This is a genomic window from Variovorax sp. 05T418, from assembly GCF_056396385.1.
Map to the genome: position 1 here is coordinate 261,889 of NZ_JBFTLJ010000006.1, position 13,165 is coordinate 275,053.

The following is a 13,165-nucleotide window of genomic DNA, read 5'->3' on the forward strand; positions in this document are numbered from 1 at the left end:
AAATGCCAGAGACACCCCCCGCCACCGGTCTCCTGCTCACCGGCGGCGGCGCCCGGGCCGCCTACCAGGTCGGCGTGCTCGAGGCCATTGCCGGCATCCGGCGCGCGGCGGGCCTGGCCGGCCGGCGCAATCCCTTCGAAGTGATCACCGGCACCTCGGCCGGCGCCATCAACGCGGCCGCGCTGGCCTGCGGCGCCGACGACTTCGACGGGGCCGTCGAGCGCATCGCGCAGGTCTGGCGCGACTTCCACGCGGGCCAGGTCTACCGCGCCGATTCGCTGTCGGTGCTCGGCAGCGGCACGCGCTGGCGCATGCTGCTCGGGCTCGGGCGCTTTGCCGCCAACTGGATGCGCATCAAGCCGCGCTCGCTGCTGGACAACGCGCCGCTGGCCGAGCTGCTGGCGCGCATGGTGCCGCTCGAGCGCCTGCCCCGGCTCATGCAGCAGGGCCACCTGCAGGCGCTGGCCGTGACCGCCTCGAGCTACAGCTCGGGCGAGCACGTCACCTTCTTCGAGGCCGCGGTGCCGATGGAGCCCTGGGTGCGTTCGCAGCGGCTGTCGGTGCGCGACCGCCTCAGCCACGCGCACCTGCTGGCCTCGTCGGCCATTCCCTTCGTGTTTCCGGCCACCGCGCTGCCGATGCAGGGGCACACCGAATATTTCGGCGACGGCTCGATGCGCCAGTCGGCGCCCATCGCCGCGGCCATCCACCTGGGTGCCCAGCGCATCCTGGTGATCGGCGCAGGCCGCATGCACGAACCGCGCGACGCCGACGCGCCCAACACCTACAGCGGCTATCCCACCATGGCGCAGATCGCGGGCCATGCGCTGTCGAGCATCTTTCTCGATGCGCTGGCGGTGGACATCGAGCGGCTGCGGCGCATCAACCACACGCTCGGCCTCATTCCCGAGGAAGCGCGCGCATCGAGCACGCTGCGCCCGCTCGACCTGCTGGTGATCGCGCCGTCGGAGCGCCTGGACGTGATCGCGGCGCGCCATGTCGATGCACTGCCCGGCGCGGTGCGCCACCTGCTGGGCGGCTCCAAGGTTGCGGCCGACGTGAAGGGCGGTGCGCTCGCGAGCTACCTGCTGTTCGAGGCGGGCTACACGCGCGAGCTGATGGCGCTCGGGCGGGCCGACACGCTGCGCCAGCAGGCCGAGGTGCTGAGCTTCTTCGGGTGGGATGCGGCGGCCTGACGCAGGTCAGCGCGCACCGCCGCTGTCGCCAGGAACACTCCTCAACGCGCTACCCCGCCTCGGAAATCCCAAGCTCCGAGCACACCCGCCCCACCAGCGCCTTCAGCGATGCGAGCTCGGCCTCGAGCCGCGCCACATTGGCCCTGAGCGCGGCAACCTCGCCGAGCGATGCATCGTGCGCGCCGTAAGCAGCATCGGACGACGCACCCGCGGGCCCCGCAACTTCTTCCGCCGGCGCGCCGCTCAGCAAGTGCGCCCAGCGGCTTTCGCGCGCGCCCGGCAGCCGCGCGAGCTTCACCACCAGCGCGCCGGCCGAGCGCTCGGCGAGCTCGTCGAGAAAACCCTCGACCGACGAGATGTCCGCGAAGTTGTGCATGCGGTCGCAGGCGATGCGCAGTTCGCCCGCCGTTTGCGGGCCGCGCAGCATCAGCACCGTGAGCAGGATCACCGACTGCGACGGAATGCGCAGCACGCGGTCGATGTTGTGCTCGTAGCGGAACGCCCGGCCGCCGCTGGTTTCGGCCACCAGGCTGTAGCCCTTGAGGCTGTCGATGGCGGCCTGCACCTGGGCCTCGCTCAGTTCGAGCACCGGGTTGCGGCTGGTCTTCTGGTTGCAGCCGGACACCAGCGAATTGAGCGTCAGCGGATAGCTGTCGGGCACGGTGCGCTGCTTCTCGGCCAGCACGCCGAGCACGCGGGTTTCGACGAGCGAAAGAATGGGAAGGGCCTGGGTCATTGCTCAAGGAATCCTGAATGAAAACGATGGCGGCAAGGGCCGCTTGTTCACGGCACCGCCACGCCGAGTATCGGTCCCAGCTCCCTGGTGAAGTCGCTGCGCCGCAAGGCAAGCGAATGCAGTGCCGGCACAGTGCCGTCGAGATAGAGCGCGTCGCGGCAATGCAGCACGTCGCGAAAGTAGAGCGCGAACTCGTAGAAGTTCACCGGCTGCTCGCTGATCACGAAGATCGCCGTGTGGCCCGACACGCCCGCGCCGTTGCGGATCTTGCGCGAATCGGAATCCTGGATGAAGGCGGGATGCACCACGCCGCGGCGCAGCAGCAGCGGGCCCGACTGGGTCGCCAGCCGAACGCCCTCTTTCGGCAGCGCCGCATATTCGGACGACTCGACCACGCGCGGCCCCGCATCCGACACCAGGAACACGCCATTCGGCTTGAGGAAGAAGTTGCCCGCACCGGCCGCCAGGTTGAGCGGCGCCTCCTCGCGTCCCTCCTGCACCAGCAGGCCGACCGGGGAAAAGTCCGCGTGGTACATGCCGGCATTCATGGCGAACACGAGCTGCCGGTTGCGCGCGGCGAGCCAGGCTTCGAGGCGGTCGAAGCGCTTGAACGGGGCGCCGCTGTCATCGTGCAGGAACAGCTCGAGCCGCTCCTTGCGCACGTCGATCTTCACGACGGTGTAGCGCGGCTCGGCGGCAGCCGCTGAGGCCAGGCTGGCCGCGCCGGCCAGGCACAAGGCCAGCAGGAGCAGCAGCTTTCTCATGAAGCCACGGAAAGCCGCCTCTGGCTTCAGCCGTTCTGGATGCGGGCGACCAGCGCCTTGGTGAACGCCGCCGTGCCGGCGCTGCCGCCCAGGTCGCCGGTGCGCACCTTGTCGATGTTGAGCGTGTCGTCGATGGCCTTGCGCAGGCGCGTGGCCAGATCGGGCAGCCTGACATGCTCGAGCATCAGCGCGGCGGCCAGCAGCAGTGCCGTGGGATTGGCGATGCCCTTGCCGGCGATGTCGGGCGCCGAGCCGTGCACGGCCTCGAAGATCGCCGCATCGGCGCCGATGTTGGCACCGGGCGCCATGCCCAGGCCGCCCACCAGGCCCGCCACCAGGTCGGACAGGATGTCGCCGAACAGGTTGGTCGTCACCAGCATGTCGAACTGCCACGGATTGAGCACCAGCTTCATCGCGCAGGCGTCGACGATGATGGTGTCGAGCTCGAACTTGCCCTTGTACTTCTCTTCGTAGAGCCTGAGGCCCGTCTCCAGGAACAGGCCGGTCAGCACCTTCATGATGTTGGCCTTGTGCACCAGCGTGACCTTCTTGCGGCCGGCGGCAATGGCGGTCTCGAAGGCGTACTCGAGCAGGCGCAGGCAGCCCTGGCGCGTGTTGATGCCGGTGGCCATGCCCACGGCGTGCGGATCGCCGTCGATGCGCACATAGTGCTCGTGGCCGATGTACAGGCCCTCGAGGTTCTCGCGCACGACCATCAGGTCGATCTTGTCGAAGCGGCCGCCCGGAATGATGGTGCGCGCGGGGCGCAGGTTGGCGTAGAGCTGGAATTCCTCCCGCAGCCGCACGTTCGACGAGCGGTAGCCGCCGCCCGAGGGCGTCTCGAGCGGGCCCTTGAGGGCCAGACGGGTGCGGCGGATGCTGTCCAGCGTGGCCTGCGGCAGCGGATCGCCCGAGGCCTGGACACCGCCAAGGCCGGCGATCTGGCGGTCCCATTCGAAGGGCGCCTTCAGCGCATCGAGCGCGGCCAGGGTGGCGTCGACGATCTCGGGGCCGATGCCATCGCCGGGAATCAGGGTTGCGGGAATGGGGGTGGTCATCGGAAACTCGCTTTCTGTATATCCATCTTGTATATCTCTTTGCCCTATCAGCAGAGAGGGCGTTCGCAAAACGCGCGGCATGGAGCATACGTCGCGCCGGAGACACCCCGGCGCCTTTCGGGTCACTGGGGGTCCGGCAACTCCTGGTCGAGCAGCGAAGCGCGGGCGATCACGAGGCTGGGACGCAGCAGCGCGCCGGGCGCGATCACCGCGTTGGCACCGATGCGCACGCCGTCGCCCGCCAGCGCGCCGAACTTCTCGCTGCCCGTGGCCTGCAATGCGCCGCCCTCGCCGGCTCGCACGAAGATCTGCTTGGCGGCGCGCTCGTTGCGGTGGTTGCAGACGATGCTGCCGGCCTCCAGGTTCACGCCTGCGCCCAGCACCGAATCGCCGACGAAATTGAAGTGCGCAAGGGCCGTGCCCGCGAAGACGAAGGACGACTTGAGCTCCGAGCCCGGGCCGAGGGTGCAGCGCTCGCCCACCCAGTTGCCGCCGCGCAGATAGGCGCCGGCCGCCACGAAGCAGCCGGCGCCAATGATCAACGGCCCCTTCAGCACTGCGCCGGCTTCCACGGTGGCGCTGCGGTGGATCGCCACTTCGCCTTCCACGGCAAATTCGCCCGCCGGCAGCGCCACGAGCAGTTCGCGGACGATTTCCGCCGCCCGCGCGGTGATTTCCCAGGGCGCCAGCCCACCCCAGCGCGCGAGCGGCGAGGCGGCAAAGCCGGCGATGTAGGCGGTGAGATCGATGGCATTCGGCATGCTGCGATGCTGCCACCTAAAATGCCCGGTTCCCGCAAGTTCGTCGCCCACTCCCCGAAAGCGCCCTCCCCGATGTCCGCCCCGCGCAAGCTCTTCGTCACCACCGCCCTGCCGTATGCCAACGGCAAGTTCCATATCGGCCACATGATGGAATACATCCAGGCCGACATCTGGGTGCGGAACCAGCGAATGAATGGCGCCGACGTCAACTTCGTCTGCGCCGACGACGCGCACGGCGCGGCCATCACCATCGCGGCCGACAAGGCCGGCGTGACGCCGCAGGCCTTCGTGGCCGAGATCGCCGCGGGCCGCAAGCCCTACCTGGACGGCTACTACATCTCGTTCGACAACTGGCACTCGACCGACGCGCCCGAGAACCACCAACTCGCGCAGGACATCTACCGCGACCTGCGCGCCAACGGCCTGATCGAAACCAAGAGCGTCGAGCAGTTCTACGACCCCGAAAAGGGCATGTTCCTGGCCGACCGCTTCATCAAGGGCGAGTGCCCCAACTGCCACGCCAAGGACCAGTACGGCGACAACTGCGAGGTGTGCGGCGCCGTCTACGCGCCCACCGAGCTGATCAATCCCTACTCGGCGCTGTCCGGCGCCAAGCCCGAGCTGCGCAGCTCCGACCACTTCTTCTTCAAGCTCTCGGACCCGCGCTGCGAGGCCTACCTGAAGGAATGGACCGCCGCGCCCGGCCACGTGCAGTCCGAAGTGCAGAACAAGATCCGCGAATGGCTCTACAAGGACGACGAAGGCAAGGGCGGCCTCGGCGACTGGGACATCAGCCGCGACGCGCCCTACTTCGGCATCGAGATTCCCGATGCGCCGGGCAAGTACTTCTACGTGTGGCTCGACGCGCCCGTGGGCTACCTGGCCTCGCTCAAGAACCTGCTCGACAAGCGCTGCATCGAGCTTGGCGGCGACGGCATCTCGTACACCGAGTACATGGCCGACCCCGACCTGGAGCAGGTGCACTTCATCGGCAAGGACATCATCACCTTCCACACCCTGTTCTGGCCCGCGATGCTGCACTTCAGCGGCCGCAAGGCGCCCGACGCGGTGTACGTGCACGGCCACCTGACGGTCAGCGGCGAGAAGATGAGCAAGAGCCGCGGCACCGGCATCGACCCGCTGCGGTACCTGTCGATCGGCCTGGACCCCGAATGGCTGCGCTACTACATCGCGGCCAAGCTCAACGGCCGCAACGAGGACATCGACTTCAACCCTGAAGACTTCGTCGCGCGCGTCAACAGCGACCTGGTGGGCAAGTACATCAACATCGCGAGCCGCGCGGCGGGCTTCATCGGCAAGCGCTTCGGCGGCAAGCTGGGCGAGGTGTCTGCCGACGGCGACGCACTGCTGTTCGCGCTGCGCGATGCGGCGCCGCAGCTGCATTCGCTCTACGACGGCCGCGACTACGCCCGCGCGCTGCGCGAGGTGATGGCGCTGGCCGACAAGGTGAACGAGTACGTCGACCAGAACAAGCCCTGGGAACTGGCCAAGAAGGAAGGCCAGGAAGCGCGGCTGCACGACGTGTGCACCGTGTGCATCGAGGCCTTCCGCCTGCTCACGCTGTACCTGAAGCCGGTGCTGCCGGCGCTCGCCGCCAATGTCGAGGCCTTCCTCAGGATCGAGCCGCTCGCCTGGGCCGACGCCGCGCAGTCGCTGCCCGCGGGCCATGCCATCGGCGAATACAAGCACCTGATGCAGCGCGCCGACGCCAAGATGGTCGACAAGCTGTTCGACGCGCCCGAGCCCGCACCGGCCGCCGCCGCGGCAGAAGAATCGCTGCCGGGCGGCGAAGCCATCGCGCCCGCCATCACCATCGACGACTTCGCCAAGATCGACCTGCGCATCGCAAAGATCGTCGCCTGCGAGAAGGTCGAGGGCTCGACCAAGCTGCTGCGCCTGACGCTCGACGCGGGCGAGGGCACCGACCCGCAGGGGAGTCCTGTTCTGCGCAACGTGTTCAGCGGCATCGCCTCCGCTTACCAGCCCGAGCAGCTCGTGGGCAAGCTCACGGTGCTGGTCGCCAACCTCGCGCCGCGCAAGATGAAGTTCGGCATCAGCGAAGGCATGGTGCTGGCCGCAAGCCATGGCGACGAAAAAGCCCACCCCGGCATCCACGTGCTCGAGCCCTGGCCGGGCGCGACGCCGGGCATGCGCGTTCGCTGAGAAACAGGCTGCGGCTGGGTAACTGCTAGCCGAGTACTAGCCGAGCTTGTTGACCAGCACCAGGTCGGCAAACACCTTGCCGCCCACCGAGATGTGGTCGCGCATCGCCTCCGCGGCGTTGTCCGCGTGGCCCTTGAGGATCCACTCCACCACCCGTTCGTGCTCGCGCTGCGAGGCGGCCAGGCGACCGGGCTTCTCGAACATCCGCCCGCGGTAGGCCGCGATGCGCAGGCGCACGGTCTGCGCCTGCTCGACGATGAACGGGTTGCCGCTCGCGCGGTAGATCACGTCGTGCAGCGCGGCATTGGCAAGCTGGTAGCCCTCCGCGTCGTCCGTCTGCGCCCGGACGGCCGTGCCTTCGAGCGCGCGCTGCAGTTCGACGCGCAGCGCCGGCCCGATGCGCAGCGCCGCGAGCCGCGCCAGCACCCCTTCGAGTTCGCCGAGCGCTTCCATCATGGCGACGAGTTCGTTCGCGCGCAGCTGGCGCACGTAGATGCCGGTGCGCGGAACGATGTCGACCAGCCCGCGCGCGCTCAGCAGCAGCAGGGCCTCGCGCACCGGCGTGCGCGAGATGTTGAAGCTCGCGGCCAGCGCCTTTTCGTCGATCGGCATGCCGGGCGACAGCGTGCCGTCCAGGATGTCTTTTTCAAGCCGGCCGCGGATCTGGTCCTGCAGGCTGCTGGCGTCGAGGGTTTTCGCGGGTTGCATGGGTGCGTGGATATTAGCTAACCTTGTAGATATATCAATTGATCTATTTGGTACATCAATGCTTCCCACCCTCCAGATCGACGGCCACGTCGCCTACCTCACACTGCGCCGTCCGCAAGCCGCCAACAAGCTGACGCCGGAGGACCTGCCGGCCATCGTCAGTCACCTGGAGACGGTGAACGGCTCGCCCGGCGTGCTGGTGCTGGTGGTCCGCTCGGAGGGCAAGTATTTTTGCAGCGGCTACGATATATCAGAGGTCGCCGCCAGCAGCCAGACCGAGGGCCGCAGCTTCGGCGAGATGGTCGATGCGCTGGAAAACTGCCGCGCCGTCACCATTGCGGCGGTGCACGGCGGCGTGTTCGGCGGCGCCACCGACCTGGTGCTGGCTTGCGACTTCCGCGTGGGCGTGCGCGCTGCCGAAATGTTCATGCCCGCGGCCCGGCTCGGCCTGCACTACTACCAGAGCGGCATGGAGCGCTATGTCTCGCGGCTCGGGCTGGACACGGCCAAGCGGCTCTTCCTGACGGCCGAGAAGCTCGACGGCAGCGCGATGCGCGACTGCGGATTCCTCACCCATCTGGTGGACGGCGCGGCGGCGCTCGACGCCGAAGTGCTGCGCCTTCGCACCACGCTCGCCGGCATGGCGCCGCTCGCGCTGCTGGGCATGAAGAAGCACCTGAACCAGATCGCGCGCGGCACGGCCGATGCCGCGTCGATCCAGCGCGAGGTGCAGCGCACCGTCGCTTCCGAAGACCTGGCCGAAGGCGGCCGCGCCTGGCGCGAGAAACGCCCGCCGGTCTTCCAGGGCCGCTGAGCGCGGCCGTCCCCAGAGCCCCGACAAGACATAGGAGACAAGGCATGAAAAAAGAAATCCGGGCCGTTTCGCTCGCGGCCGTGGCATGGCTCGCCTCGGCCGGCGCGCTCGCGGACAGCTACCCCTCGCGCCCGATCACGCTGGTGGTGGGCTTCCCCGCCGGCGGCGGCGCCGACACGGTGGCGCGCATCGTGAGCGACAAGCTGGCCAAGATCCTCGGCCAGCCGATCGTCATCGACAACAAGCCCGGCGCGGGCACCACCATCGCGTCGGACCAGGTCGCGCGCGCGGCGCCCGACGGCTACACGCTGCTGCTGGGCAGCGGCAATCTCTACGGCAGCGACAAGCTGCTCTACAAGGCTGTGAAGTACGACGGCGCCAGGAGCTTCGTGCCGATCTCGCGCTGGAGCTCCGCGCCGATGCTGCTCGCGGTCAACAAGGACGTGAGCGCGCAGAACGTGCAGGCGCTCATCGCCCAGGCGCGGCAGAGCCCGGGCAAGCTGGCCTATTCGTCGTCGGGCACCGGGGTGGTGACGCACCTGGCGGGCCTGTCGTTCGAGAAGGCCGCGGGCGTGACCATGCTGCACGTGCCGTACAAGGGCGGCGCGCCGTCGATCCAGGCCGTGGCCGCCGGCGACGTGCAGCTCACCTTCGGCACACCGCCCTCGGTGCTGCCGATGGCGCAGGGCCAGAAGCTGCGCGTGCTGGCTGTCACCTCGGGCCAGCGCTCGCCGCTCTTTCCCGACGTGCCGAGCGTCGCCGAGGCCGGCGTGAAGGGCTATGACTTCACCTTCTGGTTTGGCCTGTTCGCACCGGCCGGCCTGCCGCCCGAGCTGGCGCAGAAGCTGTTCGATGCCAGTGTGGCGGCGCTCAACGATCCCGAGGTGAAGGCGCGGCTCGAAAAATCCGGCAACGAGGCGGCGCCCTCGAAGTCGCTGGCCGAATTCCGCAGCTGGGCGCAGGCCGAAGGCGCGAAATCGAAGGAACTCACCGAGCGCTCCGGTGCGACCGTCGAATGACGCCGGCCGCATCGCAAGGCTCGCCAGGCGGCCCGCTGCAGGGCTTCACCGTCATCGACTTGACGCGCGTGCTCGCGGGGCCCTACTGCACGCTGCTGCTCGCCGACCTGGGCGCGCGCGTGATCAAGGTGGAGCAGCCGGGCCTGGGCGACGACGCGCGGCAGATCGGGCCCTTCGTCGACGGCGACTCGGCCTACTTCATGTCGGTCAACCGCAACAAGGAGTCGATCGCGCTGGACCTGAAGGCGCCGGCCGACCGCGCCGTCTTCGAACAGCTGCTGGCCACGGCCGACGTGCTGGTCGAGAACTTCCGGCCCGGCACGATGGAGAAGCTCGGCTACGGCTGGCCGCAGCTCCATGCGCGCTTTCCGCGGCTGGTGTTCACCTCGGTCTCGGGCTTCGGCCAGACCGGCCCCTACAGCCGGCGCCCCGCCTACGACATGGTGGTGCAGGCGATGGGCGGCATCATGAGCCTGACCGGCCACCCGGGCGCGCCGCCCACGCGCGTGGGCGTGTCGATCGGCGACCTGGGCGCCGGCCTGTACGCGGCCGTCGGCACGCAGGCCGCGCTGCTGCAGCGCGGACGCACCGGCCTGGGCGACCGCGTGGACGTGGCGATGCTCGACTGCCAGGTCGCGCTGCTGGAGAACGCGATCTCGCGCATGGAGGCGGACGGGCGCGCGCCCGGGCCGATCGGTTCGCGGCACCCGTCGATCACGCCGTTCGACGTGTTCCGCGCGGCCGACGGCTGGTTCGTGATCGCCGCGGGCAACGATGCGCTGTTCCAGCGCCTGTGCGCGGCGCTCGAGCTGCCGGCGCTGCCCGAGGATGCGCGCTTTGCCACCAACCCCGAGCGCTGCCGGCACCACGAGGCGCTGAAGCAGCTGCTCGAAGAGCGCCTGGCCACTGCGCCCTGCGCGCACTGGCAGGCGCTGCTGATGCAGCACAACATTCCCACCGGCGAGTACAACGACGTGGCCGCGGTGGTGAACGATCCGCAGGTGCAGGCGCGCGAGATGCTGGTGCAGGTCCGCACGCAGGGCGGCCGGCCGCTCACGGTGGCGGGCAATCCGGTGCACGTGGGCGCACACCGCACGCAGGTGGCCAGGCAGCCGCCGCGGCTGGACCAGGACCGCGAGGCCATCCTGGCGGAGTTGGCGCGGCAGTGAGCGCGCGGGTGCAAAATCCGCGCATGCAAAGCCCTCGCCTCCGCTTCCGACCTTTCGTTCTCGCGGCGCTCGGCCTCGCCGGCGCCCTGCTGCTGGGCGGCTGCGCCGTGGTCACCGTCGCCAGCACCGCCGTGAGCGTGGGCGCCGGCGCGGTCGGGCTCGCGGCCGATGCCGCCATCGGCACCGCGCGCATCACCGGCAAGGCCGTGGGCGCGGCCGCCGACGCGGTGATTCCCGACAGCGACTGAGCCGGCCGCGCCCCGGCGCTGCCCGCAATCAGCCTTCCTGCGCACGCGGCGCGCGGGTCACAATGGCGCCACATGCAGTCACCGCTGAACATCATCCGCTTCCGCCCGCGTCTGCTGGACGCCATGGCGAGCTACAGCCGGGAGCGCTTCTTCAAGGACCTGGGGGCCGGCGCCACGGTGGGCATCGTGGCGCTGCCGCTGGCCATGGCCTTTGCCATCGCCTCCGGGCTCAAACCCGAGGCCGGCATCTGGACGGCGATCATCGCGGGCTTCCTGATCTCGCTGCTGGGCGGTTCGGCGGTGCAGATCGGCGGGCCGGCCGGCGCGTTCATCGTGATCGTCTACGGCATCGTCGAACGCTATGGCGTGGCCAACCTGCTGATTTCCACCGCCTGTGCCGGCGTGCTGCTGTTCACTGCGGGGCTGTTCGGGCTCGGGCGGCTGGTGCGCTTCGTGCCGCTGTCGATCGTGGTCGGGTTCACCAACGGCATCGCGGTGCTCATCCTGCTGTCGCAACTCAAGGACCTGCTCGGGCTCACGGTCGCCAAGATGCCGGCGGACGTGTTCTCGCAGCTGCATGCCATGGCGCTGCAGATCGGCACCTTCAATCCCTATGCCTTCGCGCTCGGGCTGGCCTGCCTGGCCGGCCTCGCGATCTGGCCGCTGCTGCTGCAGGGCGAATCGAAGGTGGGCCATGCGGTGCAGCGCCTGGCGGGGCGCATGGCGCGCACGCGCGCGGTGCAGGTGGGCTCGCGCATGCCGGGGCCGATCGTCGCGCTGGTCACGCTCACGCTGGTGTCGTGGGGCTTCAGCCTGCCGGTGGAAACCATCGGCACGCGCTTCGGCGGCATTCCCGAAGGCCTGCCGGCCTTTGCGCTGCCCGACTTCTCATGGGAAACGGTCAAGCAGCTGGTCACGCCAACGCTGACCATCGCGATCCTGGGCGCCATCGAGTCGCTGCTGTGCGCGCGCGTCTCGGACCAGGTCAGCGGCCAGCCGCGCCACGACCCGAACCAGGAGCTGATGGCCCAGGGCATCGCCAACGTGGTGGTGCCCTTCTTCGGCGGCATGCCGGCCACCGGCACCATCGCGCGCACCGTGACCAACATCCGCTCGGGCGCCAGTTCGCCGATCGCGGGCATCGTGCATGCGCTCACGCTGATGGTGGTGGTGCTGCTGGCCGCGCCGCTCGCGCGCCACGTGCCGCTCGCGGTGCTGGCGGGCATCCTGGTCTTCGTGGGCCTGAACATGGGCGAATGGCGCGAGTTCACGCCGGGGCAGCTGCGCCACTTCAGCCGCCATTACCGGCTGCTGATGCTCGGCACCTTCTTTCTCACGGTGGTGTTCGACCTGACGGTGGCGGTGCAGGCGGGCCTTGTGCTGGCCTGCGCGCTCTTCATCCGGCGCATGAGCGAGCTGTTCAGCGTCGAGCTGGTCACGATGCAGCCGCCGGTGCTCACCTACCGGCTCTACGGCGCGCTGTTCTTCGGGGCGGCGGCCAAGCTGGACGAGGCCGTCAACGCGGCCGAAAGCGCGCCGCGCGGCATGACGGTGGTGCTCGACGCCACGCACCTGATCTACCTGGACGCCACGGGCGTCGACGCGCTGCGGCAATTGCACCGCGCGGTGCTGGCGCGCGGCGGGCTGCTGCGGGTGGAATCGCTGCAGCCGCAGCCGCTCGAGGTGATTGTGCGCTCGGGTTTTGCCGACGAACTGACGAGCGGCCAGCCGCACGGCACCGAAGGCTAGTTGGCCTCGGTGCTCCGGTCGGGCGAAGAGCCGCTGCGCACCACGCGCTGGTCGTCGTTGAGGGTGGCCGTGAACACCAGGGGCGAATTCGGCGGCTGGACCCAGCGCCACTCCCACTCGGTTTCGCGCTTGAGTGCATAGGGCGTGATCTTCGCGGGCTTGCCGAGCATCTTGCGCAGGTCTTCCATCATCATGCCCGGCTGCACCTTGGCGAAGTTCTCGGGCGTCAGCACCTGGCGCAGCGCGCTCATCCTGCCGTCGGCGCCGATGGTGATCATGTAGTTCTTCTGGCCCTGCGGCTGGCGGTTGTACTCGAACACGCGGCCGCCGGGCGCGTCCCAGATGTTCTCGGGCTGGCCGAACCTGGCGCGCACGTCGGCTTCGGTGGAGACGCCTTCTTCCAGTTCGCTGATGCGCTGGTTGTCGCAGCCCGCAAGCCCGATCGCACCCGCCAGCAGTGCCGCCGCCATGCCGATCCGCCACTGTTTTCGCTGCTTCATTCCATCCCCGGTAAAATTCGCGCCACAAAGGTCCAGTCTATGTCCATCTTCCGCCGCCCCCACTACACCTCCGAGATCACCAACTTCATCGAGGAGATGAAAGCCAAGAAGCCGACGCTGGAAGCCGAACAGCGTGCCGGCCGCGCCCTGCTCTGGGACAAGCACCTCGACCGCAGCCTGCTCGAGGAGTACAGCGAAGCCCGCGTGCCGCAGCAGCCGTACGTCTACCAGACCCAAGCCAAGTAATGGTGCCCAGCCG

At 69.0% G+C, this 13,165-nt stretch carries 14 protein-coding genes; 8 read left to right on the forward strand and 6 right to left on the reverse strand.

Translation table 11 applies throughout. The features are described from left to right. Positions 1-2: 2 nt before the first annotated feature. Positions 3-1,196 carry a patatin-like phospholipase family protein gene (locus AC1DMS_RS15010; RefSeq protein ID WP_027730193.1) on the forward strand — a complete coding sequence of 398 codons (1,194 nt, stop codon included), beginning with the start codon at positions 3-5 and terminating at the stop codon, positions 1,194-1,196. Positions 1,197-1,245: 49 nt separating this feature from the next. Here the strand turns inward: AC1DMS_RS15010 and AC1DMS_RS15015 are convergent, their stop codons facing one another. The 4 genes from AC1DMS_RS15015 to AC1DMS_RS15030 form a co-directional block, all read right to left on the reverse strand. Continuing rightward, a complete protein-coding gene (locus tag AC1DMS_RS15015; protein WP_436289385.1) occupies positions 1,246-1,932 on the reverse strand; it encodes a YceH family protein in 687 nt (228 codons plus the stop codon). Positions 1,933-1,979: 47 nt separating this feature from the next. Then, positions 1,980-2,696 (reverse strand): phosphodiester glycosidase family protein, encoded by a 717-nt coding sequence (locus AC1DMS_RS15020; RefSeq protein WP_478181314.1) that lies wholly within the window; start codon positions 2,694-2,696, stop codon positions 1,980-1,982. A gap of 26 nt (positions 2,697-2,722) precedes the next feature. Continuing rightward, a complete protein-coding gene (locus AC1DMS_RS15025) occupies positions 2,723-3,754 on the reverse strand; it encodes an isocitrate/isopropylmalate dehydrogenase family protein (RefSeq protein WP_062365721.1) in 1,032 nt (343 codons plus the stop codon). Positions 3,755-3,876: 122 nt separating this feature from the next. Next, positions 3,877-4,515: an LbetaH domain-containing protein gene (locus AC1DMS_RS15030; protein WP_478181315.1), complete on the reverse strand. Its 639-nt coding sequence runs from the start codon at positions 4,513-4,515 to the stop codon at positions 3,877-3,879. 72 nt (positions 4,516-4,587) lie between these two features. Between AC1DMS_RS15030 and metG the strand changes: the two genes are divergently transcribed. Continuing rightward, complete coding sequence (gene metG / locus AC1DMS_RS15035) at positions 4,588-6,699, forward strand: methionine--tRNA ligase (protein WP_062365716.1); 2,112 nt, start codon at positions 4,588-4,590, stop codon at positions 6,697-6,699. A gap of 36 nt (positions 6,700-6,735) precedes the next feature. Here metG and AC1DMS_RS15040 read toward each other — a convergent pair whose 3' ends face one another. Next, positions 6,736-7,407 carry a GntR family transcriptional regulator gene (locus AC1DMS_RS15040; RefSeq protein ID WP_478181316.1) on the reverse strand — a complete coding sequence of 224 codons (672 nt, stop codon included), beginning with the start codon at positions 7,405-7,407 and terminating at the stop codon, positions 6,736-6,738. Positions 7,408-7,465: 58 nt separating this feature from the next. Between AC1DMS_RS15040 and AC1DMS_RS15045 the strand changes: the two genes are divergently transcribed. The 5 genes from AC1DMS_RS15045 (at position 7,466) to AC1DMS_RS15065 (ending at position 12,406) form a co-directional block, all read left to right on the forward strand. Then, entirely contained in the window at positions 7,466-8,221 is a 756-nt protein-coding gene (locus AC1DMS_RS15045; protein ID WP_478181317.1) for an enoyl-CoA hydratase/isomerase family protein, read from the forward strand. 44 nt (positions 8,222-8,265) lie between these two features. Further along, entirely contained in the window at positions 8,266-9,240 is a 975-nt protein-coding gene (locus AC1DMS_RS15050) for a Bug family tripartite tricarboxylate transporter substrate binding protein (RefSeq protein WP_027730185.1), read from the forward strand. After that, positions 9,237-10,409, forward strand: coding sequence for a CaiB/BaiF CoA transferase family protein (locus AC1DMS_RS15055; protein ID WP_436301659.1), 1,173 nt, complete (start codon positions 9,237-9,239; stop codon positions 10,407-10,409). Before AC1DMS_RS15050 ends, AC1DMS_RS15055 begins: the two co-directional genes overlap by 4 nt. A 23-nt stretch (positions 10,410-10,432) precedes the next feature. Then, positions 10,433-10,657 carry a hypothetical protein gene (locus AC1DMS_RS15060; protein ID WP_018906425.1) on the forward strand — a complete coding sequence of 75 codons (225 nt, stop codon included), beginning with the start codon at positions 10,433-10,435 and terminating at the stop codon, positions 10,655-10,657. A gap of 72 nt (positions 10,658-10,729) precedes the next feature. Beyond that, positions 10,730-12,406, forward strand: a complete 1,677-nt coding sequence (locus AC1DMS_RS15065) for a SulP family inorganic anion transporter (RefSeq protein WP_478181318.1) — start codon at positions 10,730-10,732, stop codon at positions 12,404-12,406. Here the strand turns inward: AC1DMS_RS15065 and AC1DMS_RS15070 are convergent. Beyond that, a complete protein-coding gene (locus AC1DMS_RS15070) occupies positions 12,403-12,876 on the reverse strand; it encodes an outer membrane protein assembly factor BamE (RefSeq protein ID WP_478181332.1) in 474 nt (157 codons plus the stop codon). The two genes, AC1DMS_RS15065 and AC1DMS_RS15070, sit on opposite strands and share 4 nt — an antisense overlap. A gap of 69 nt (positions 12,877-12,945) precedes the next feature. On the opposite strand from AC1DMS_RS15070, the gene AC1DMS_RS15075 reads away from it, so the two are divergent. Continuing rightward, positions 12,946-13,152 (forward strand): DUF3460 family protein, encoded by a 207-nt coding sequence (locus AC1DMS_RS15075; protein ID WP_015866864.1) that lies wholly within the window; start codon positions 12,946-12,948, stop codon positions 13,150-13,152. Positions 13,153-13,165 lie beyond the last annotated feature (13 nt).